The sequence below is a fragment of the Dellaglioa sp. L3N genome (assembly GCF_054941095.1).
This window is the reverse complement of sequence record NZ_CM142928.1, coordinates 64,295-85,923: the sequence shown is the minus strand read 5'-3', so window position 1 is coordinate 85,923 and position 21,629 is coordinate 64,295. Positions and strand designations below refer to the sequence as shown.

The window sequence follows — 21,629 nt, the reverse complement described above, 5'->3', positions numbered from 1 at the left end:
TGAACGCAAAAAAAGTGATGTCCGACAATTTTGTCAAACATCACTTTAGAGATTAATTTTCTTTTCTAATTAATTGTCAAAAACGTCTTTAGCAATGTTAAATGCTGACCAAGCTTTAGGCCAACCCACGTAAAAGGCTAAATGTGTAATGACTTCAGCAATTTCTTCTTTTGTAATCCCATTTGCTTTACCGATTGCCATATGTGCTGGTAATTGTTCAAGATTCCCACCTGAAATCAAAGCTGAAATGGTAATTAGGCTGCGTTGGTGTGCTGGTAATGCACTTTCGCGTGACCAAACTTCACCGAATAAAACATCATCATTCAATTCTGCAAACTTAGGTGCAAATTCACCCAAGTTATCGCGTCCTGCTGTTTGTTTCTTTGCCATAATTATCGACCTCCTATTAGTCTTCTAATTTACCGTATGCTTCGTCATCAACTGCTTCTAACCATTCTGGTGTTCCAGCTGTGATTGCAACATGTGAGAACCAGCTATCTTTTGTTGCACCATGCCAATGTTTAACGCCATCTTTTGTCACAACCACGTCACCCGCTTTTAAACGACGAGCTGTTTGGCCTTCTTCTTGGTACCAACCTTCGCCAGCAGTCACCAATAATAATTGGAAACCGTCGTGATGGATGTGCCAGTTGTTACGTGTACCAGGTTCGAAAGTAACGTTACCAACACCCACGTTAATATCTGGATCTGCCACTAACATGTCTAAATAACTTTGACCGACAAAGACATCCTTGTAGGCTTCATTTTTTTCACCAATTGGGAAAAGACCGTTCTTAACTTGTTCTTCATTCATTATGATTACCTCACTTTATTTTTTGTTATTCTCATTAAAACACTTAGAGTAAGCTCTAAGTCAATCGTATATTGCAAATTGTTGTAAATATTTTTCAAAACTAATATCTTCGGTTTCTTCATCTTCATTTGTTTCACGTGAAACTTTTCCGTCATACCAATCAATCTTGTGAGACACAATTTCTACATTGTGTTGCAATTCTGCTACCTCAGCCAGTGCATTTTCTTTTACTTTTTCAAGCATTTCACGACGTTCTACAATTGTTGAGTCCCCTTTTGCTCGTAACTGAACATACTTTATAAGTTCCGTAATTCGCATCCCGGTTCCTTTAAGATGAAGTAAAAACCCAACCCATTTAATATCAGCTTCCGTATAATAACGTAGTCCTGATACGTTTCGATGAGGTTTAATTAATCCTTCTTTTTCATAATACCTGAGCGTAAAACTTGATAGTCCGACCAATTTGGCGAATTCTCCAATTTTATATTCTTTTTGACTTTCCACCTAATCGCCTCCTTCAATACTATCTATTAAAACACTTAAAGTTGACTCTAAGTCAAGGGTTTTCAAAAAAAAAATTAACTAATTCACTAACTATCTCGTAGCTGATTTACTTTTTTACAGTTTTCTTATTTAATATTGGTTTGTCTATCTTTTGCAAATGGACTTGTGTCAGCTGTTTCGTTATATTTTTTACGATCTTTAGCAGTCATTGATGTGACATATCTTTTTTGTTGGATATCTAATTTATAAATGGCCAACATATTAGCATCTATATCAGCATAATTTGCGTAATAGGTCCCTGTAATAGCTGCTTCAATCAGAATATCATTATGTGAAACAGCAGATTTTTCGTTTTTAGAATTAAGTAGTTGTTTATTACCCTCTGCAACCGTCATTTTTTTATATTTAGAAATTTGTTTGGAGTCTGTTTTTGCTTTCTTAGCTGCCTTCACCTTTTTAGCCGTTTGATACGTTAACTGTCCGGATTTTACTGACCCTTTACCGCCTGCTTTATCCGTAACTTTAGCAAAGACCGTTTTAAGTTGCGGTCTTAGTTTATTCCATGTAGCCGCATCCGCCGTAATTTGTTGAATTGTTTTAGCTTCTTGACCCGATTTTTCATTATAAGTCGTTTTAGCTTTCTTATTTAAACTGATAGCTTTACCATAGTTTATTTTTTCTTTATCATAACTCTTTTTATTTCTTGTCTGTTTTTTATCTAACTGAGTTACTTTTGAATTAATCTTCGTAACTTCATTTTTATCAGCTATATAGGTACTTAATTTTAAGTACGCAATCGCACCAAAGACAACCGCTAATAAAATAAATAAACCAGACAAGCCATTAATTATGTTCCTTTTTTTCATCTTAAATTCCCCTAATTTTACTTTTAGAACGGTTTAATAAGTCTTTAATTGTTCCTTAACGTCTGACTTAGTTGCCCCTTTTTTGATATTCAATTTTTCATTTTCTCTATTCAAATTATAAACCGTTATCAAATCCTTAATTTCAGATTCTGATAACTTTTTGTCAGTTTTGTAATTAGCGAGTACTGTTTTCGATGTTGTTACCTTATTTGCATATAATTTTGCAAAAGTCTTAATCGCACTTGTCATTTGGCTATGATCAGCCGACGTTAACGCCTTCGTTTTATTAGCTATAATTTTAGTGTCTGCTTCGACAGACTTGGTTGATCCTTTAACTGTTGCAGCACCGGTTAATTTTTCTGATTTTTTTACTAGTTCCTTATTAACCATTTTTTTCTGTTTCAAAACAGTTTTGGCGGCATCAACATTGATTGTTTTCAACGTTCTTGAATAGCCCCATATTCCAACAGCAACTAGTAAACAAACTAACGAAAGCCCAAATAACCACTTTTGTTTTTTTGAAATGACTTGTTTTTCATTGTTATTCATCCTATTTCTCCCTATTATCCCTAACTAGCGTATAGCCTAAATGATTAAAAAAAGGCAGCCCCCAAAGGACTGTCTTTTAATTCTTATTTAGGTGCACGTTTAAGGTATGTACCTTCTTGTGTATTAATTTCTAAAACATCATCTGCAGCAATAAAATCAGGAACACTGACAACAAGTCCTGTTTCCATTGTTGCTGGTTTACCTGAACCAGTTGCTGTAGCACCTTTAATTGAGGGTTGCGTTTCCGCAACACGCAATGTCACAACTGTTGGTAATGTTAATCCAATCACTTCTGTCCCATAAAATTGGATTTTAACTTCCATATTTTCCAACAAGAATTTAGCTTCATGTTCGATAATTTCTCTTGGAATTTCATATTGTTCGTATGTTTCTAGATCCATGAAGACAGCCAAAGTATCTTGGTTATATAAGAATTGAACAGGTTTTGTTTCAATGTTAGCTTGTTCAACCTTAACTTCTGGACGCATTGTTGTTTCAACAGTTGAACCAGAACGAATATCACGTAATTTCATACGCATAACCGTGTTACCCTTACCAGGTTTGTGATGACTTGCTTCTAAAACTCTAATTAATTTACCATTTTGTTCAAAAGTCATTCCGGCTTTTAAATTGATTGCTTCAATCATAATTTATTATCTCCCTTTTTATAAAACGTTTCTTCCTGAGTATACCAAATTGAAAAGGCTTAATCTAGGTTTCTATCAATAAACATTCTCTCGCATCTAACAATTGACCTACACATTTTTTACCCACAAGACTATAATGTATATATAATATACTGATTAATTTTTAATTACTTCAAAGGAGGTTGTCTTTTGTTAAAAAATACTTATCCAAAATTATCTACTATCTACAAATCGATTACAATCCTTTGTTTTAGCTTACTCTTTTTTACGCTGTCCGTACATAACGCTCAAGCTGATCAATCTTATACACCTCCTAAAGGTTACCCAATGGGCGCCGCTACAAACGTCACTGGTTTTGCTGGTGGCAAAATTACATTTAACTCAGATGAAATTAATGATTTGCAAGGCCAATTCTTTGCCAAAACATTTGCTTCGTCAGGTGCCTCTGGAGGTGACCCTACTAATATCAGATATTTACAAAATTACGTTCATGATGATTCAGCTGGCTTAACCGATGCTGATTATGATCAAGTCAATCCTTCAATGGTTTCAGAAAATCTTGAAGGTTCCGATATGATTAAATGGTATGGTAATAAAAATAGTTTTATTTTTTCAAAAACAAAAAATTTAACATACTACCTAGAAAAATCACCTTCTGATGATGCTATTGTCAAAAACCTTACGGGGTGGGACGTCCCGTCATCAAATCCTGATTATGCGGCTGCTATTAAACAATTTAATTCAAAAAAAGATACAGTTGATACCCTTGCTGATTTCCCTGATATGGCAAACAATAATATTAAATCATTCGATGATGCTGCTCAAAACATCACAGATGTCAGTGATTATTACGCGGGATTCACCTCAACTAATTATGCAGATTCAAAGGCAAATGGCAGCACTACGAAACACAACGATGCCATTAAAAGTGTCGATTTAAATACAGATAAAGCTATTAATGCTAGCAAAACTGATACTGCTACTGCTCCTGTCATCCAACTAACAATTAATATGGATACTACAGCAACGGATCAAGGTGTTGTTTTAGCCGATATTGATGGTACTATTCCCTATTTTAAAGATGCTGCTGCCATCTCCGTTAATTTAGTTAATTTCGATGTTAAGACAATGAAAATGCCTTTCCTTATTTTAAATTACAAACATTTTTCTAATAACTCTGCTGGCATTAGTTTTAATTTCAGCGGGGGGAGTTGGATGACTTTTAACGCATATCCACCCGCATCTGACGGCACTTCTCTAAATTATAAGTTAGACGGTAATAACAAGGGCACCTTTTTCACTGGGCAAAACAGTAACGGTTCAGACACAAAAGCGACAAGCCTTTTAACAAATGATCCAACTGCGATTGATACGACTGGTAAAAATCCTAAAAAGGTCAAAGCTGTTTACAATACCTCTTCACATATTGTCAATAACTTCAATACTGAAAATGGTCAAATTTTCGTAGGAAGTAATGAAAGTCCTTTGTATGGTTCAGTATTAGCCCCTAGTGCCGATATTAACATTAATGCAGATGCTAACGCTAAAAAACAAAGTGTCCTATATGGAAGTATTATTACTGGGCAAAATATCATTGGTAATTTAACGGTTCCTAGTGACCTTGCTTACCAAAGTATTTTTAATGCGTCTGATGATTTCGGGGATGATTCTGTCCAAGATTTTTTAAAGAATCCGGACTCAAGTAACTCGACACATCCCACCATTAAATCAATTTCACTACCTGGATATACGTCTACGGATACTAGTTCTGGTACGACCCATTATATTCCACAGGTAACGCCTTATGATTTTTATTACTCGTTAAATAATATTACAGCCGAAATACCAAAAGATACTGTTCAAACAACTAAGGATTCATTCAATACCACAATTAACGTGGATACAAAATCGACTGCAGATAAAACGAATAACTATTTTTTATGGTATAGCTTCAATGATGGTCCTTGGGAAAAATATTCAAAAGGTGATACCACTGAACTCACAAGTTCTAAATTAGAGATTACTGCAAAAGAAACCAATGCACTTGAAAAATACTATAATGACAAGCACGCTAAGTATAAATATGATGAAACTCCTTATACTGATGGAACAACCTATTCGAAAGCAATTGGTGATAATGAATTAATCGGTTACCACCTTTTCCATAAAAATAAGATTTCTTATTTGGTGACATCAACAACAGATTCAGACACTTATTCTGACTATGGTGGTAAAACAGTTAATGAACTATTAAGTAGTACAACTGGTGACCCTATTTCTGCTTCAAAACTTTCAAAATTAAATTCTGACTACACACCTATTTCATATAATTTACATGTCACAGGCGATCTTTTAGCATCTTATCCGAAATCATTTGATTTTGGCACAGTTAAGTTAGGCGAAATTCCTTCTACACTAACTAAAACAGGTGTGCTAACTGTTGATAATCCGCTTGGTCTCAACTGGGATTTAACTGTTAAAGCTGATGATTCCGACAATCCAAGTAATCCATTTTTCATACCAGAACAACTTGGTTGGTCCGAAAAATTACAAACTAGCACAATTGGTGACGACCCCCTCACTTATGGGAATCCATCAGCTCTAACAACAATTAAATCTAAAGACCCCGTTTTAGATTTAAATTCATCTATTTTCAGTTCTGATACGACATCAATTATTAATAAAAATTACTATTCATCACAATTATTATTAGAACTACAAACCAAAAAAATCGCAAAATCTGGTGATTTTAAGAGTACTGTAACTTGGTCAATTTCATCACCTGATGAAATTAAAACAGAAAAAGAATAATAAAAAGAAGCCCGTTAAAAGGAATGTCAATATTCCTTTTAACGGGCCTTCTTTTTTAAATGCTATGTTACTTTTCTAACGTTTCATCTTCATCTTTTTTTCTTCTTTTAAAAATAATGAAAAGCAAGAATAAGACCAATAAAATCAAGAACACAATAATCCCAATAATTAACCATAATAACCAGTTCACTTGGGTTTTTGTTTCTTTCTTAATGCGTTTGATATCTGCCTTAGTAATCGTAAATGGATTAGTTGCCTGCCATGATTTACCATTTCCGGTAGCCACATAATGCACATTATAGTCACCCGCTTTTAAGTCAGATTTAGTTAAATCCAAAGCGTAACTAAAATTAGCATATGGCGCAAAATCAACTTTTTTAATATTTTTACGATACAAAACTTTAGAGCTACCTTTTGCCGTAATCGTTGCTTTAATTGTGGTTGGACCAATCACAATCGGCACATCATTTTGAAAATTCGTTTGTAGCGATACATGCTTAAAAGCATTTAGCGTTACTTTAGAAAATCCAATTGTTAGTTTAGGGCCGGGGTTCTCAGCCGTTTTAGATTCTCTAATAACTGCTTGAATAACATAGGCAAAGCGATTTGTAATCGTTAAGCCCTTCTTTTCACTTTTTTCTTTAATTACTTTTTCTTGTACATTAAACCCACCTAGCACAATTCCAGAAAAAGCAGTCGCAGGTGTTTTAACTGTGAATGTCGCCGTAGTCGTTTTTTTAGGCCCGACTACAACTTCTTGTTTTTTTGACACAAGATCTGAAAATTGATACTTAGCCATTGCTGATTTCTTTACAGTCGGTTTATCATACACAATAAGGCCATTTGTATTTGTATATGAATTATTTGGACTGATAATAATTGTTTTCGTATCATTTTCCAAATTTTTAATATTTAACGATAACGTTTGTGTTGAATTAGGTGTCACCTTAATATCAAATTGCGATGCTGCGCGATATTGATTCGTTGGTGTCACTTTAGTTACTGTAAATCCAGCACCTTCAGACTTAGCATACACATTCGTCGAGACGGTAACAATCGTAAACGTTAGGATAGCTAAGACACTCAAAAACAGTTTTCTTAATTTCATTATCTCATTTCTCCTTAAAAAAAAAGACTGCCTAAGGCGGTCTTTTTTACTGAATTATATTAAATTTAGTTAATAGCAGCGCTAGTCTTACCTGAAGTTGCTGTCCATGTTAAGTCAGCTGTATCTGCCGCAACAGTTTTCGTTGCACCAAGATTTAATGTTGCACCATTATCAGCATATGTTAATGTTGCATCCCCAGCACCTTTGTCAGCTGTTGCTACAGATGCAGCAGCACCTGCTGGCACTACATCAGCAGAAGTTGGTGTGACAATTGAATCAGCTTTTACTGTACCTGCGTCAATATTCAAGTTATTAATAGTAATATCAGGATCAGAAAACTTACCTAATTGTACGTTAACATTCTAACCATCAGTACCTAAGTAATCAGATACTGTAAAACTTTGATCATCCTTGCCAATAGCTTTAAGATCAGCGTTACCTTTAATTAAATTTTCAGTTAATGCTGATGAAAATTTAAATGATGGTGCACCCGTTTGACTAAATGTACCTGGTGTGATGTCTAAAGTAGCAGTACCCACGTTAGATGCAGGTTTTTCGTCATCAGCTGACACACTTGAGCTAACAACTGCTGTTGAGCCAAGTACCAATGCTGCGATTAAAAATAAGTTCTTTTTCATAATATAAATCCTCCCAGTTTGTTTATTTTGTTGAGTCAATGCTCAGAAAGGGGACGTTGACCTTTATCTAATAATACCATATAATCTGTATAAGAATCAATAGGGACCTGGGCGGAGGAGACAAGACATGATTAATTCTAATCACAGCAACACTTATAGCGTTTACATGTTTACTACAAGTATTTTTTTAGGATTACTTTTATTTTTTTCAGTTACCTCAAGTACGCAAGCAAGTTCAAAATCAAGTGGTGCCTATGCCCCACCTGATCAATATCCATTAGGCGCTGCAACCGGTGTGACTGCTTTTGCCGGTGGTTCTATCACATTTGATGTTAACCAGATTCAATCGCTGCAAGGCCAATATTTTGCAAAAGATTTCAAATCAACTGGTTATGGTGCGGCTGCTATTCAAGATTATTCAGCCGATAATCTAAATGATTCTGACACGGCTACCTATGATAAAATGAATCCTTCAATGGTTTCAGATACTGTATCTGGTGGTCTTCTTCGAATGTATGCCAACGCGAAGAGTTTTCGTTACTCAGCAACTAAAAATCTAACCTTTTTTATTGAACATCCGCCTACAGATGCGGAGCTTACAAGTACAGCCCAGTTAGATGCCACAGGAATTAAACGATTCCATGAAGTTGAAGATAACGCGGATACACTTGCCGACTTTCCTGGCATGGTTAAAAATAAGGTAACTTCATTTAAAGATGCTGCGCCAAATCTCCGAAAAGTTAGCGATTATTATGCTGACTTCACATCAACAACCGTTTCAAAAACTGGTGAGGTTAGTGGTAAAAATGCGCTATACAATGATGCAATCAGCTCACTTGATATAAATACAGATCATATTGTTAAAAATCCAAGTGACTGGAACAACGGTAACGTGATCCAGCTTAATATAGATATGAATAAAAAATCAACCAAACAAGGCGTCATTGTCGTCGATATTAATGGTGATATTGATCATTTCCAATCGGCTACTGACATTTCGATTAATTTACTTAATTTCGCTTCTGGTACAACTAAAATGCCCTATATCATTCTGAATTATAAAAATTTTACATCGTTTGATTTTACAGGTGCCGCTTGGATGCACATTACTGGCTATGCACCTTTAAAAGATGATGCAACCTACACAACTGATAAGTCTGACACTGCTTTTAAAGGACAGAATACCTCTGGTACCAATACAAAAGGTATTGATCTTGCAGCTACCGACACAACTGTAAATTCTGGTTCTGGTACCATCAAAACCCTTTACAATACTTCTTCCCATGTCTTGCATAATTTTAATACAGAAAATACAAAGCTATCATTCGGTGTCACTACAGGTAATGGCTTTACTGGATCTGTCTTGGCACCTAATGCCGATATAGACCTTAATGCCAACTCGGGTAGTAACGGTAGTCCACTTGTCGGTAGCCTGATTTCGGGGCAAGACATTGTTGGTAATATGTCTATTAATGATGAAGTTGCTAATGATGCAGGCTTTAACTCCGGTGATTTTGATGTTGCTGGTACTGATGATGACCCAGCCGGATTCTTGGAAAATGGCGATACGAATACAACTAAACCAACCATCCAATCTGCAACAGTCTCTGGAAATAATTCCTTTATTCCAGGACCGACTAAAACATTGAATTGGTCAGTAAATCGGACCTCAGCAACTGTTAAACAGGATAATGCAAGCCTCGGTGCTGACGCTTCAACGCTTCAAACACTAGAAAAAAATTATAAGACTGTTTTAAATATTAATCCAAATGATCAAACTTACTATTTATGGTATCGTTTAAATAATGGTAAATGGCAAAAATATGCAAAAAATTATACAGATGCTAGTTCATTAACTGACGCAAATGAAACATTTTCAAGCAAGACTAATACAATCGATTTTGATTCAGGAAATGCGATTACTGCACTAGAAGATCAATATCAAGATACCGCTCATAAATATGATAGAACGGCTTATTCTGATAAAAAAACCTATTCCATGAATTCTAATGACAGTGATCAGATTGATGAAGATTATGAATTAATTGGCTATCATCTCTATCATAAAAATAAAATTTCGTATTTAATCACAGCAACTGATGACGATACAATTAATAAAGTATTAGACTCATCAGATCAAAGTATTTCAGATGCCAATTTAACTGAAAAAGATCCCGATTACACACCAATCTCATATCAACTAAATGTAACAGGTAATCTTTTAGTTACCTACCCTAAAGACTTTGATTTTGGCACCTATAAATTAGGTGAGAGCAAGCTTACAGACAAAAAATCATTACCTGCATCAGGTACTTTAACCATTGATAATCCATTTAAAGTTAACTGGGATTTAACCGTTAATACGAACGACTCAGCGGCTAACGACCCCCTTAATCCACTCTTTAAAGAGGATCGATTATCATGGTATAAACAAGTTCAAACCAGTAAAGATGGTGATGCTCTGACTTTTGAAGAGAAGCCAGCAACATCAAATAAGATTGATTTTAGTTCTTCAAAACCAATCTTTGAGCTACCCTCATCTGGTCTTGATAGTTCTTCGAGTTCTGTCATTAATAAATCTTATTATAACGCAAAATTAACTTTAGATTTTGCAACATCAGATTTTGATAAACCTGGAACTTATCATTATAATTCTCTTTGGGAAATCGCACCAACTACCGATAGTGGCATCATAGATGCTACAAAACGTTCAAAATAATTATTTAAACTTAAAAGAGTGTTCTAAAATGAGACTTTCAGCTCATTTTAGAACACTCTTTTTTAACTGCTACTAATTAAATATTTTCCAACGCATCATCAATCGCTGTTTCACCATCATGCATTGTGATCACTTTTCCAATTGTATCGTCATGTGACACAACTGAAACCAATACATCAGCAACATTATCAAGTGAGTTTTCCTCTGCTTGACCATCATTGAGCGTGACCTTTCCAGTCCCTGGTTTTTCTATTAAAGCACCTGGTTGAAGAATAGTATAATCCAAACGTGTATTCTTCATTAACCAGTTATCAGCATAAAATTTAGCTATCATATAATTTCTAAGTGAAGATTGATCAATTTTTTCTCTATCTAAAGAGTAAATACTACTCAACATCACAAAACGTTTTACGTGAGCTAATTCAGCAGCTTCCATTGTTTTAACTGCGCCATCTAAATCAATCTTCATTAAATCTTTGCCACCAGAACCAGCAACGAATAAGACAACATCTACGGCCTGCATATTTTTAACCATCTTAGCCACACCTTCTAATAAATCGATGTAAACATAAGTTATATTTTCTTGATCTAAATTATCTGTATGTCTTGATCCAGCCAATACTTGATAGCCCTTATCAGCTAATTTACTTATCACTTTTTTACCAATTCGACCATTCGATCCAACAACCAATACTCTTTTTGATTCTGTCATCATTTAGTCACTCCTTTATTCACTCTTAAGTAAAGTTTACCTCTTTCTTGAAAGAAATGGTACGACTTACACTTACAGATTAACCACAAAAAAACAGCCGTCTTTTTCAATACGACTGTTCATTTAATAACTATTTAATTTAATTTGAATTCTGTGACCGCTTTATACGTATCACCAGCACGCAATACAATATCACCAAAATCAGGGAATCTCTCTGAACCAGGTGCCGCCTGTGTTTCAAACGTAATTGCGGCATGGTTTGCAATCTTTTTACCATGCATAATTGGTGTGTCTTCACCAAAATTAGCTGTAAAAATAACCAAACTTGTTTGATCAGTTGAAACTGAGACAGACACTTCTTTATCTGAACTTACTAGTTTGGCAGATTCCTTACCAACTGCAGGATTGTTCAAGAAAAATGGATGATCAATCCCATCGACCTGTTTCTTTTGCGCAAAATCACTTGTGAAAACGTCATGTAACAACTTAGGTTGACGGAAATCATAAGCTGTTTCAGCAACAGCCATTTTTTCACCAGTTGGAATTGAATCTGGTTCTAATGGCGCAAAGTAATCACTGTCCACCTGTAATAAGTTATTATCAATTGTCTCTGTCACATCTCCTGAGACGTTAAAGTAAACATGGTTAGTCGGGTTATATAACGTATCCTTATCTGTCTTAGCCGTCGTTTCCAGATGCCATATGTTGTCGTTACCAAATATATATGTGACATCAATTGCCATATTTCCGGGGAATCCATGTTCACCTTCTGGGCTTTCTAAATGAAAAATAACAGATGATTCATTTTGACCTTCGACTATTTTGTAGGCCCATTTTTTTGTATCAAATCCTGGTGTACCACCGTGTAAAGTATTAGTTCCTTCATTGATTTGAACTTGGTAGCTTTGATCACCAATGTTGAACTTTCCATCTTTAATCCGTCCAGCCACGCGACCAATTGATGCACCAATGAAGCTATCTTTTTCTAAATACTCGCTTGCTGAATCAAATCCCAGCACAATTTCACGTTTACCAGTACTTGTTGGCACTTTTAAACTAACAATTCTTGCACCTAAATCTGTCAGTGATAATTCAAACCCGTTATCATTCGTCATTGTAATTAATTGATAGTCATTACCAAAATCTTTCGTTGTCGTTTTCATTGTATCTCCTCCGCTTACTGTTTTTATCTATTCCTATTAATATTAGTCTATTTTAACCAGATGTTCAAGAAAGCGTTTACTTTTATTTCAAAAAAGTTAATGTCTCTTCCTAACTGAAACATTAACTTTGATGACTTATTTAGATTTAACGTACGTTTCACCATCTGCTGCTGGTGCATAAAACTTACCAATAAAGAGGGCTAGGACAACGATTGTGATTAAATAGGGTGCCATTTGGAACCATACATCATCAATTTTAGAAATAACTGGAATATAAGCCCCAATAATTGCCAAACTTTGAGAAATACCAAAGAAAATCGCTGCAGCAACCACTTTTAATGGATGCCATTTACCGAATATCATTGCGGCCAATGCCATAAACCCTTGTCCCGCAATTGTCGAAACACTAAAATTCAGTGTAATTGATTGTGACATAATACCACCACCAATACCGCCTAAAAATCCTGATATCAAGACTCCTGAATAACGCATTAAGTAAACATTAATCCCCAATGTATCAGCCGCTTGTGGATTTTCACCAACTGATCTGAGTCTGAGGCCAAATCGAGTCTTGGTTAGTACCCACCAGCTGATAACCCCAATTAAAATACCAATATAAGCTAACAATGATGTCCGCGTAAAAAAGATTTTCCCGATGAAAGGAATTTTTGATAATCCAGGAAACGTGAATGTTGATAAACTTTGTTCAAGCACAGGCGTCTGCCCTTTACCATCATAAAAAATCTTTGTTAAAAACACACATAGTGCAGGCGCAAGCATATTTAGCACTGTGCCACTAACAATGTGGTCCGCACGGAAATTAATCGTTGCTAAAGCATGCAAAATTGAAAAAATAAGGCCGAAAACACCTGCAACCAGTAATCCTATCCAAGGCGTTGCGACACCTAAGGTTGAGCCATAAGTTAAATTAAAAACTGCGCCAGAAAAGGCACCAACAATCATAATTCCTTCTAAACCAACGTTAACGATTCCACCTCGTTCAGAGAAAGTGCCACCAAGCGCCGTAAAAATTAACGGTGCCGAATAAATTAAGGCCGTTGAAACCATTGTCATTAATATTGTTATAACTGACATTAGTTTTCCCCTTTCTGATTCGAATCATTCTTTTTCTTAGCCGCTTTTTCTAGTCCTAACTTAATAATGTAATTAATCCCGACAAAGAAGATAATTGTCGCAATAACAATATCAACAATTTCGGGTGGCGTTGTTGATATAACTGAGATACTCAACCCACCAATTTTTAAAATTGAAAATAACAAGCCAGCAAAGATAATTCCGATTGGATTTCCACTAGCTAATAGTGAAACGGCCATGCCATTGAACCCAATATCAGGTAACGTCGTCATAATATAGATGTTTTCATAATTTCCAAGCCCTTCAACCGCACCACCAAGTCCAGCAAGGATTCCAGAAACAACCATGGCACTAATAATCACTTTTTTAACGTTCATTCCAGCATAATTAGCTGCTTTTTCATTCAATCCAACCGCACGATATTCGTAACCAACTTTAGTCCGTTGAATTAAGAAATAAACAACAATTACCATTATTAAAGAAATAATAATCCCGTAATTAAAGGTTGAATTTTGTGTTAAATGTTCCAAAAATGGTGTTCGTAATCGTGCACCAACTGGAATTGTCTTTGAAAAATCACTTTGATCCTGTGCCAAGAAGTTCTTAACTAAAAAACTACTTAGATATAATGCAATATAATTCAGCATGATCGTTGTAATCACTTCACTTGTACCGAGATACGCTTTTAAAACACCTGCAATCCCAGACCAAATTCCACCCGCAATAGCACCCGCTAATATCGAACCTAATAACAATAACCAATGTGGCAGACTACTAAAGTTGAGCGCAAAACTAACTGATGCTAACCAACCCATCAACGCTTGTCCAGCACCCCCAATATTGAAAAATCCAGCGGTACTTGCAATCGAAAAGCCAAGTGCTGTTAAGATTAACGGCGTTAGCTCACGTAATGTTTCACCGATTGAATTTGCATCGCCTAGAGCCCCGGTAAACATACTTGTGTAATTTAGAATTGGATCATAACCAAAAATAATCATAATAATTGCGCCAACGACCAATCCAGCAAGGACAGAGGTCAACGGAACTAATATTTTAAATAATTTTGATGAATTTTGCATATTGTATCCCTCTATCCTTTAATGAGTTGGCATGGCTTGTCCGGCCATCATGAACCCTAATTCTTGTTTTGTAACGCCTTCCGTTTTAACGGTACCCATAATCTTACCTTGATGAATCACTGCAATACGATCAGATAATTTTAATAATTCATCTAGCTCAAAACTAACCAATAAAATAGCTTTGCCATTTTCTCGCTGCTTTAAAATCTGCTTATGGACATATTCAATAGCCCCTACATCCAAGCCACGCGTTGGATTAGCAGCGATTAACAAATCGGGATTACGACTTATTTCCCGGGCAATAATGACTTTTTGTTGATTACCACCCGATAATGAGCCTACTGGTTCTGAAATAGATTCTGCTCGAATATCAAATTCAGACATCAACTTTTGTCCATCTTGCTTAATTTTATGTTTGTTTAATAAGCCTCTAGACTGATTTCCTGGTAGGTAATAATCTTGAAGAATTAGGTTATCCGAAACTGACATTGGTAAAATAAGCCCGACATTTTGACGATCTTCAGGAATATTACTAATCCCTGCTTGTGTTGTTTTTCGTGGCTTAAATTTCGTAATATCCGTACCATTTAACTTAATTGTTCCCTTCGAAACCTTGCGTAAGCCAGTGATGGCTTCCATTAGTTCAGATTGTCCATTGCCATCAATCCCAGCAATTCCTAATATTTCACCTGTCGCAATCTTTAAGCTGACATCATTAACTGAGGCAACTGCTTTATCAGCTTTGACGGTTAAATGATCAAGTTCAAGCACTAATTTTGTTTGATTTGTTGGCACTTTTTCAGCCGTAAAGTTCACTTGGCGCCCAACCATCATTTCTGCCATCATATCCGTTGACGTTTCAGCAACAGTTACTGTTCCAATAACTTTCCCTGCACGAACAACGACACAAGTATCCGCGACTGCTTTAATTTCACTTAATTTATGTGTAATTAAGAAAATAGCTTTTCCTTCTGAAGCGAGGCGTTTAATAATGATTAAAAGACTGTCAATTTCTTGCGGTGTCAATGCCGCAGTTGGTTCATCAAATATAAGAATTTTTGCGTCCCTATATAATGTCTTCATAATTTCGACACGTTGTTGCATCCCAACTGAAATATCAGCCACTTTTTTATCTAAATCTAATTGTAAGTGGTATTTCTCAGCTAGCTCCGTAATTGTTTTTCTGATACCAGCATAATCAATCATGCCATGTTTCGTTTTTTCATCACCTAAAATAATGTTTTCAAGGACGGTAAAATCATCAATTAGCATAAAATGTTGATGAACCATACCAATACCGTGTTGTGTTGCCTGTCGTGGACTGGCTAAAGTTACTACCTTATTATTAATTAAAATTTCACCTGAAGATGGTTTTTTAAGTCCTGATAATAGGCTCATTAAAGTTGATTTACCAGCACCATTTTCACCTAAAAGAGCAACAATCTCGCCTTTTTTTACGGATAATGAAATATCATCATTTGCAACAAAGCGTCCAAAACGTTTGGTAATATGTTTCATTTCTACCACTGTCTCTGTCAAACTAATCTCACCCCATCTTTCTGATTACAAAACGAAATCTGCAGAGCACCTTGACGGCAACTCCCCAGATTTCTGTTAAATGATACCTATTTTAATTATTAAATTAATCTACTTTTGTTTTGGCACTAACTGAAATATCCCCGTTGATAATTTTTGCTTTGTAAGCATTAACTTTTTTCACAGTACTTGCTGGCATATTATCGTTAACTAAAGTTACACCTTTATCTTTAAGGTCATATTCAATTGTTTTTCCACCAGGGAAGTTACCTTTAAGTGCTTTATCAGATAAATCTTGAACGGCAGTCCCAACTTCTTTAACAGATGAGGCTAAGGTTACATTACCACCACTGTATTTACCATCTGATTTTTGATCACGATCAACACCGATAACCCAAACTTTTTTACCATCTTTAGCTAAACTCTTAGCTGAAGTGAAGACACCATTACCAGTTCCACCGGCAGCTTGATAGATGACATCTTCTTTGTTATTGTACATTGCATCAGCTAATGATTTACCTAAATCAGCTTTTGAGAATGAACCTGCATATTTAACATCAATAGTGATGTTTTTGTTAACTGCTTTAACACCTTGTTCGAATCCAGCTTGGAAGCCTTCAATAATATCACTCTTAACACCACCAACGAATCCAACTTTATTTGTTTTAGTTGTTTCAGCAGCTGCAACACCGGCCAAGAATGATGATTGTTCAGCTTTAAACATAACTGATGCGACATTTTTTTGATTTGGAATAACAGAATCAACAATTGCAAAGTTGACATCTGAGTTTTGTTTAGCAGAATCAGAAATATTCTTTTGAACTTGGTAACCTATACCAAAGATTGTTTTATATTTAGCTTTGATTAATTTATTAATGTTAGGTGTAAAATCTGAAGCTGATGTTGATTGTGCGTAATCGTAACCGCCAACACCTTTAGCAAATTTATTTTCTTTCCCCCATGATTTCAAACCTTCCCATGCTGATTGATTAAATGATTTATCGTCAATACCACCGCCATCAGTCACCAATGCGACAGAATGCTTAGTTGTTTTACCAGCTGCAGATTTTGCTTGTGAACCACAGCCTGCTAATGTTAAAACTAACCCTAATGATAAAAGTGAACCAAAAATAACTTTACGAGTTTTCATTTAAATACCCCTTTAAACTTTTTTTGTTGATTTCATCTTATCACTTTTTTGACGAATGTAAACATAATTATATTATTTATTGTTCGTCTTTTTAATAATTAAATTTAATTTTTTAGATATAAACACAAATAAACAACTAATAACCGACTTAACTGATTGTTGATTAATTAACTATTAACGACTTTTGACTGTCTATTCAAGCTAGCACGCTATCCATCTCTTCATAGTGTCCAATACGTGGAAATCTACCCTGATTAGTGCTAGAATGACACTTATATTGGATAGGGAGTAGGGACTGCAAATGGCGAGCCATAAAGATAAATATGCAGCAACCAAGAACAAAAAAACAAAATTACTGATTATTGGTAGTTTATTTATTGTGCTAATTGGAATCTGTCTTTATTTTGTTGGCTACTACGCTTACCAAGTCTATCAAGTAAACCATGAAGTTAAGCAAGAAACGAAATTAACGAAACAAGTCGTGAAAAAAACTAAGAAATCTACCACAACCAATTTAGAAACATCCGATGAAGGATCAATGGACATCAATTGGGAAAAGTTAAAACGAGTTAATCCAAATATTAAAGCTTGGATCTATATCCCACAGACGCGAATTAATTATGTCGTCTTACAAGGTGCTGATAATACCTTCTACTTACACCATGACGAAACAGATAAAGCATCAACGTCAGGTCAACTATTTTTTGATTACCGTCAAAAACCTAACTTCTCAGAAAAAAATTCATTCATCTACGGACATGATATGTTTGATGGCTCACGGTTCACGGACTTGGTTAAGTATGCTGACAAAAATTACTTTAATGCCCACCGTAAAGTCTATGTATACACAAGAACTACACGCTACGATGGCACTGTCTTCGCAACACAATCGAACAGCGGAACATCGAAGGCACACACTATGATTTTTTCAAATGGCGCCGAAATGACTGACTATATTGACTACATGAAATCAAGAAGTGATGTACAGGCCACTGATGTCCCAACTTCTTCAATCACAAAGTTACTAACCCTGTGGACGTGTACTGGTGTCGCAACAGTTGACGATGCTGGACAACCCGTTTCAGCGGATAAATCACGAACTTTTGTGAGCGTTTCATTAAAAGAACATCGCTAAAATGGCTGTTACCGTTAATTCGTAATCATTATTTTAATACTTAAAAGGGAGCTCTCAATTAAATGAGGGCTCCCTTTGTTATTTATTTTAGTTTTAGATGATTATTTTTGTTTTGAGACTTTTTTAATGATGAATGTGCCTAATGCTGTTGCTGAAATAGCAGTAGTCATTGCGATTACAAGGTTACGGATTACATCGGTTTCCCCTGTTTGAACATCACCAGTTTTTGTGTTTTCTGGTTTTGTTACAGCATCAGCAACGGCTTTAGTACCAGCAGCTGTGGTTGCTTTGTCAACTTGTGACGTAGCAGCAGCTTTAGCTGTGGGAGTTACATCTTTAGCTTTATTAATTGTGCTTGTTGCTTTTGCTTTTGCAGTATTAATAGCAGCTTGCGTGCCAGATGTCGTTACTTTGTTAGTACTTGTTGACGTGTTTGCGTTGTTTGCTGAACCGCCATTTGAACTACCATTTGACCCAGTGTTTCCTGTCCCATGACTTGAACTACTTGAGTTCGTATTACTTGATGAATTTGAGTTATTTGAACTGCTTGACGAATTTGAATTTGATTCAGAACCTGAACCCGCTGCATCCTTGTAGTACGTAATTATATCACCCTCAGTATAAATCCATGACTTTCCGTCTTTCGACATAATTAAATTAACCCCTTCACCCGGCTCTCTACCAGGAATATGGAAGTAATAACCTTTAATCGCTGGGGCTGGAACAAAAGTGGTTTTTCCTGGAGTCCCTTTAACATTCTTAACTAATACTGTTGACATCTTTCCATTTCCATTAGCATCCATACCAAGTTGAACGGGAATGTTAGCATCCAAATATACGACTTTCTTAGTATCTTTACTTGCACTTACGGCAGTAGATGTTTGATTGTCGTTAGCATTCGTCGTATTAGCGGATACGATTGATGTAGCACCGCCTAATAATGATACGGCTACCATTGACGTAAACAATGCCCGTTTACCAGTTGCCTTTAATGCTGTTGCTTGTTGCTTGTTGCTTGTTGCTTGTTGCTTGTTGCTTGTTGCTTGTTGCTTGTTGCTTGTTGCTTGTTCATAATTGTAAATCTCCCTTTTCTTCATTTGTTAATTTCCCTGCTTTTTTTTCCCAATTAACAAGTTTATTATCCCATATTTTATTACGATATACTATCTATTTTCAATAAATATAAGTAATCGAATTACATTCTATAATCATTTACTACGTCTCGAAAGACGAATTATAAATATAACCAATATTTAATCATTCGACTTTTAGCTATTTTAAATGAATTTTAAAAAAACAATAAAATATAGAGATTAATATCCGAATTATTCGTTGATTTATTATTTTACAATTAGTATACTTAAATTAATGAATGTGTATCTTTGCCATTCTTTTGATACGTTCGGCAATAATAATTTCAATAAACCAGAAATTAAAGGAGTTTAACTATGACAAAAAAACGTGTTTATCTTGCAGGACCATTCTTCAGTCCAGAACAAAAAGAACGATTAGATTTAGTAGCTGAACTTCTCAGTAGAAATCCAACAATTGATGCCGAATCTATTCATTTACCAGGAAATGTCCAATATCCTGACGCAGAATTTGGCACATTTGAATGGCAAACCGCTACTTTCCAAAATGATATTCGCCAAATTGACCAAGCAGATATTGTTGTTGCCGTTCTTGATTACCAATTGGAAGAAAATAATGATGAAGCCGATTCTGGTACCGTCTGGGAATGTGGCTACGCTCATGCTCACCATAAACCCATCATTTTAGTTCGCCAGAATAAAGGCATTCCTTTAAACTTGATGCTTGCTGGAAGTTACACAGCCATGTTTGATGGTTTAGACGATATTCAAAATTTAACAACATACGACTTTAAAATTTTACAAAATAAATATGTTAATTTATCAATTTTTTAGTCTAATTGACAAAAAAACACCTCAAAAAATTTTGAGGTGTTTTTCTTTAATCATAATTTTGATCAATAAAATCATTAAAATACGGCATTTTAAAACTAATTAACCCATATCCTGTTTTTTCGGTAATTCCCCAATGGTTTAAAACAGCTTTATAAGTAGTCACCTTATTTAACGTCCAATTCATCGATTCCCGTAAATCTTTAGTTGTCACATCGATACCGCCATAATTATGGATTGCGAGTACTAATTCACGAGCATTTGGCGCTAAATCTGTCATCACTTTCATATAAACATTGCGATACAAAGCTACCTTAGCCCATAAGATGGCATCTGCAATATTACTCTGATTAACTGGATTTTCAGCATGTTCCCACACATAATCACCTAATAATTGATACATATAAGGATAACCTGCAGAAGCATCTGCCATGTCAATCGCTTGTTGGACACCGAGTCCACGATTTTTAAATAGTTCAATATACGATGAACTAATAATCGCTAGATCTAACGGCTTTAGCACAACCTGATTTGAACGTAATAAAAACGTTAGTGCTTTGTCGTTAATGACTGAATCAACCGTTGAAGGTAATCCGGCTGCAATAATTATAATCGGTAACCCTAATGATCGATACGAGCGATATGCCGAAAACAGAGTTCTTAATTGTGGCGTTATATTTTGAACTTCATCCAGTAAAAGAACGACTGTCTTACCTGAATGTTCTGTTAGTCGCAGCAAGTCCTCTACATCGTACTGAAATGTCGATTTTCTTTCTTTAGCGTCAATATTTAAACTGACTCCAGGTACATTAACGCCAACACCTTTAATTTTTAAATTACTAGGTAATTCACGTTCAATTCCTGCAATCATGTTATCTAATAACTCTTCGGTTGAAGATAACATTAACTGAATCACATTAGGTTGGTTATTTAATTTTTTAGATAAAAAAGTAAGTAAACTAGTTTTACCGGCTCCCCGCATCCCCATTATGAATGTGGTTCTCCACCGACTGTTACTATTCTCGACAGATTCCATCACGTTATTTAAAACTGAATTATCACTGATGAAACTCGTATTATTATAATCAAACGACGGATTAAACGGATTATCCATAAAATGACACCTACCTTTTCTTACTCTTTTTTCAGCGCTACTCTTTCCTACTCTTCTATCATTAATC

At 35.4% G+C, this 21,629-nt stretch carries 21 protein-coding genes; 4 read left to right on the top strand and 17 right to left on the bottom strand.

The window, feature by feature from the left end; genetic code table 11:
- Positions 1–69: 69 nt before the first annotated feature.
- From ACVPPR_RS00440 to efp, 6 genes are all read right to left on the bottom strand, one after another.
- Positions 70–390: a carboxymuconolactone decarboxylase family protein gene (locus ACVPPR_RS00440; RefSeq protein WP_462304316.1), complete on the bottom strand. Its 321-nt coding sequence runs from the start codon at positions 388–390 to the stop codon at positions 70–72.
- 16 nt (positions 391–406) lie between these two features.
- Positions 407–814: a cupin domain-containing protein gene (locus ACVPPR_RS00435; RefSeq protein ID WP_462304315.1), complete on the bottom strand. Its 408-nt coding sequence runs from the start codon at positions 812–814 to the stop codon at positions 407–409.
- A gap of 60 nt (positions 815–874) precedes the next feature.
- Complete coding sequence (locus ACVPPR_RS00430) at positions 875–1,318, bottom strand: MerR family transcriptional regulator (protein ID WP_462304314.1); 444 nt, start codon at positions 1,316–1,318, stop codon at positions 875–877.
- Positions 1,319–1,443: 125 nt separating this feature from the next.
- A complete protein-coding gene (locus ACVPPR_RS00425) occupies positions 1,444–2,184 on the bottom strand; it encodes a hypothetical protein (protein WP_462304313.1) in 741 nt (246 codons plus the stop codon).
- Between the two features lie 33 nt (positions 2,185–2,217).
- On the bottom strand, positions 2,218–2,733 hold the full coding sequence (locus ACVPPR_RS00420; protein ID WP_462298432.1) for a hypothetical protein: 516 nt from the start codon (positions 2,731–2,733) through the stop codon (positions 2,218–2,220).
- Positions 2,734–2,816: 83 nt separating this feature from the next.
- On the bottom strand, positions 2,817–3,380 hold the full coding sequence (gene efp, locus ACVPPR_RS00415) for an elongation factor P (RefSeq protein WP_462298433.1): 564 nt from the start codon (positions 3,378–3,380) through the stop codon (positions 2,817–2,819).
- Between the two features lie 189 nt (positions 3,381–3,569).
- Here efp and ACVPPR_RS00410 point away from each other — a divergent pair, with 189 nt between their 5' ends.
- Positions 3,570–6,191 (top strand): hypothetical protein, encoded by a 2,622-nt coding sequence (locus tag ACVPPR_RS00410; RefSeq protein ID WP_462304312.1) that lies wholly within the window; start codon positions 3,570–3,572, stop codon positions 6,189–6,191.
- 67 nt (positions 6,192–6,258) lie between these two features.
- Here the strand turns inward: ACVPPR_RS00410 and ACVPPR_RS00405 are convergent, their stop codons facing one another.
- The 3 genes from ACVPPR_RS00405 to ACVPPR_RS00395 all read right to left on the bottom strand — a co-directional run bounded on the left by ACVPPR_RS00405 (position 6,259) and on the right by ACVPPR_RS00395 (position 7,937).
- Entirely contained in the window at positions 6,259–7,299 is a 1,041-nt protein-coding gene (locus ACVPPR_RS00405; RefSeq protein ID WP_462304311.1) for a DUF916 and DUF3324 domain-containing protein, read from the bottom strand.
- 65 nt (positions 7,300–7,364) lie between these two features.
- Complete coding sequence (locus ACVPPR_RS00400) at positions 7,365–7,607, bottom strand: hypothetical protein (RefSeq protein ID WP_462304310.1); 243 nt, start codon at positions 7,605–7,607, stop codon at positions 7,365–7,367.
- Positions 7,608–7,661: 54 nt separating this feature from the next.
- The gene (locus ACVPPR_RS00395) at positions 7,662–7,937 is read right to left on the bottom strand and encodes a hypothetical protein (RefSeq protein ID WP_462304309.1); all 276 of its coding nucleotides are present in this window, start codon (positions 7,935–7,937) and stop codon (positions 7,662–7,664) included.
- 127 nt (positions 7,938–8,064) lie between these two features.
- Between ACVPPR_RS00395 and ACVPPR_RS00390 the strand changes: the two genes are divergently transcribed.
- On the top strand, positions 8,065–10,656 hold the full coding sequence (locus ACVPPR_RS00390) for a hypothetical protein (protein ID WP_462304308.1): 2,592 nt from the start codon (positions 8,065–8,067) through the stop codon (positions 10,654–10,656).
- A 76-nt stretch (positions 10,657–10,732) separates the two neighbouring features.
- Here the strand turns inward: ACVPPR_RS00390 and ACVPPR_RS00385 are convergent, their stop codons facing one another.
- The 6 genes from ACVPPR_RS00385 to ACVPPR_RS00360 form a co-directional block, all read right to left on the bottom strand.
- A complete protein-coding gene (locus tag ACVPPR_RS00385) occupies positions 10,733–11,371 on the bottom strand; it encodes an SDR family oxidoreductase (protein WP_462304307.1) in 639 nt (212 codons plus the stop codon).
- A 131-nt stretch (positions 11,372–11,502) separates the two neighbouring features.
- Complete coding sequence (locus ACVPPR_RS00380; protein ID WP_462304306.1) at positions 11,503–12,531, bottom strand: galactose-1-epimerase; 1,029 nt, start codon at positions 12,529–12,531, stop codon at positions 11,503–11,505.
- Between the two features lie 135 nt (positions 12,532–12,666).
- A complete protein-coding gene (locus ACVPPR_RS00375; RefSeq protein WP_462304305.1) occupies positions 12,667–13,626 on the bottom strand; it encodes an ABC transporter permease in 960 nt (319 codons plus the stop codon).
- Entirely contained in the window at positions 13,626–14,705 is a 1,080-nt protein-coding gene (locus ACVPPR_RS00370; RefSeq protein ID WP_462304304.1) for an ABC transporter permease, read from the bottom strand. The genes ACVPPR_RS00375 and ACVPPR_RS00370 overlap by 1 nt, the downstream gene beginning before the upstream one ends.
- An 18-nt stretch (positions 14,706–14,723) precedes the next feature.
- Positions 14,724–16,244 carry an ABC transporter ATP-binding protein gene (locus tag ACVPPR_RS00365; RefSeq protein ID WP_462304303.1) on the bottom strand — a complete coding sequence of 507 codons (1,521 nt, stop codon included), beginning with the start codon at positions 16,242–16,244 and terminating at the stop codon, positions 14,724–14,726.
- A gap of 103 nt (positions 16,245–16,347) precedes the next feature.
- Positions 16,348–17,391 (bottom strand): BMP family lipoprotein, encoded by a 1,044-nt coding sequence (locus ACVPPR_RS00360; RefSeq protein ID WP_462298443.1) that lies wholly within the window; start codon positions 17,389–17,391, stop codon positions 16,348–16,350.
- 301 nt (positions 17,392–17,692) lie between these two features.
- Between ACVPPR_RS00360 and srtB the strand changes: the two genes are divergently transcribed.
- Positions 17,693–18,526 (top strand): class B sortase, encoded by an 834-nt coding sequence (srtB, locus tag ACVPPR_RS00355; protein ID WP_462304302.1) that lies wholly within the window; start codon positions 17,693–17,695, stop codon positions 18,524–18,526.
- A 101-nt stretch (positions 18,527–18,627) separates the two neighbouring features.
- On the opposite strand, the gene ACVPPR_RS00350 is transcribed toward srtB, so the two are convergent.
- Positions 18,628–19,623, bottom strand: coding sequence for a hypothetical protein (locus tag ACVPPR_RS00350; RefSeq protein WP_462304301.1), 996 nt, complete (start codon positions 19,621–19,623; stop codon positions 18,628–18,630).
- 351 nt (positions 19,624–19,974) lie between these two features.
- Here ACVPPR_RS00350 and ACVPPR_RS00345 point away from each other — a divergent pair, with 351 nt between their 5' ends.
- Positions 19,975–20,451 carry a nucleoside 2-deoxyribosyltransferase gene (locus tag ACVPPR_RS00345; RefSeq protein WP_462304300.1) on the top strand — a complete coding sequence of 159 codons (477 nt, stop codon included), beginning with the start codon at positions 19,975–19,977 and terminating at the stop codon, positions 20,449–20,451.
- Positions 20,452–20,497: 46 nt separating this feature from the next.
- On the opposite strand, the gene ACVPPR_RS00340 is transcribed toward ACVPPR_RS00345, so the two are convergent.
- On the bottom strand, positions 20,498–21,436 hold the full coding sequence (locus ACVPPR_RS00340; protein WP_462304299.1) for an AAA family ATPase: 939 nt from the start codon (positions 21,434–21,436) through the stop codon (positions 20,498–20,500).
- Positions 21,437–21,629: the final 193 nt, after the last annotated feature.

Excerpts from the sequence above, each read along its gene's own strand:
- ACVPPR_RS00390 (WP_462304308.1), top strand. The coding sequence starts at position 8,065 with ATGATTAATTCTAATCACAGCAACACTTATAGCGTTTACATGTTTACT.
- ACVPPR_RS00360 (WP_462298443.1), bottom strand. The coding sequence starts at position 17,391 with ATGAAAACTCGTAAAGTTATTTTTGGTTCACTTTTATCATTAGGGTTA.
- ACVPPR_RS00385 (WP_462304307.1), bottom strand. The coding sequence starts at position 11,371 with ATGATGACAGAATCAAAAAGAGTATTGGTTGTTGGATCGAATGGTCGA.
- ACVPPR_RS00395 (WP_462304309.1), bottom strand. The coding sequence starts at position 7,937 with ATGAAAAAGAACTTATTTTTAATCGCAGCATTGGTACTTGGCTCAACA.
- ACVPPR_RS00405 (WP_462304311.1), bottom strand. The coding sequence starts at position 7,299 with ATGAAATTAAGAAAACTGTTTTTGAGTGTCTTAGCTATCCTAACGTTT.
- ACVPPR_RS00340 (WP_462304299.1), bottom strand. The coding sequence starts at position 21,436 with ATGGGGATGCGGGGAGCCGGTAAAACTAGTTTACTTACTTTTTTATCT.
- ACVPPR_RS00370 (WP_462304304.1), bottom strand. The coding sequence starts at position 14,705 with ATGCAAAATTCATCAAAATTATTTAAAATATTAGTTCCGTTGACCTCT.
- ACVPPR_RS00420 (WP_462298432.1), bottom strand. The coding sequence starts at position 2,733 with ATGAATAACAATGAAAAACAAGTCATTTCAAAAAAACAAAAGTGGTTA.
- ACVPPR_RS00440 (WP_462304316.1), bottom strand. The coding sequence starts at position 390 with ATGGCAAAGAAACAAACAGCAGGACGCGATAACTTGGGTGAATTTGCA.
- srtB (WP_462304302.1), top strand. The coding sequence starts at position 17,693 with ATGGCGAGCCATAAAGATAAATATGCAGCAACCAAGAACAAAAAAACA.
- ACVPPR_RS00425 (WP_462304313.1), bottom strand. The coding sequence starts at position 2,184 with ATGAAAAAAAGGAACATAATTAATGGCTTGTCTGGTTTATTTATTTTA.
- ACVPPR_RS00350 (WP_462304301.1), bottom strand. The coding sequence starts at position 19,623 with ATGAAGAAAAGGGAGATTTACAATTATGAACAAGCAACAAGCAACAAG.
- ACVPPR_RS00380 (WP_462304306.1), bottom strand. The coding sequence starts at position 12,531 with ATGAAAACGACAACGAAAGATTTTGGTAATGACTATCAATTAATTACA.
- efp (WP_462298433.1), bottom strand. The coding sequence starts at position 3,380 with ATGATTGAAGCAATCAATTTAAAAGCCGGAATGACTTTTGAACAAAAT.
- ACVPPR_RS00345 (WP_462304300.1), top strand. The coding sequence starts at position 19,975 with ATGACAAAAAAACGTGTTTATCTTGCAGGACCATTCTTCAGTCCAGAA.
- ACVPPR_RS00435 (WP_462304315.1), bottom strand. The coding sequence starts at position 814 with ATGAATGAAGAACAAGTTAAGAACGGTCTTTTCCCAATTGGTGAAAAA.
- ACVPPR_RS00375 (WP_462304305.1), bottom strand. The coding sequence starts at position 13,626 with ATGTCAGTTATAACAATATTAATGACAATGGTTTCAACGGCCTTAATT.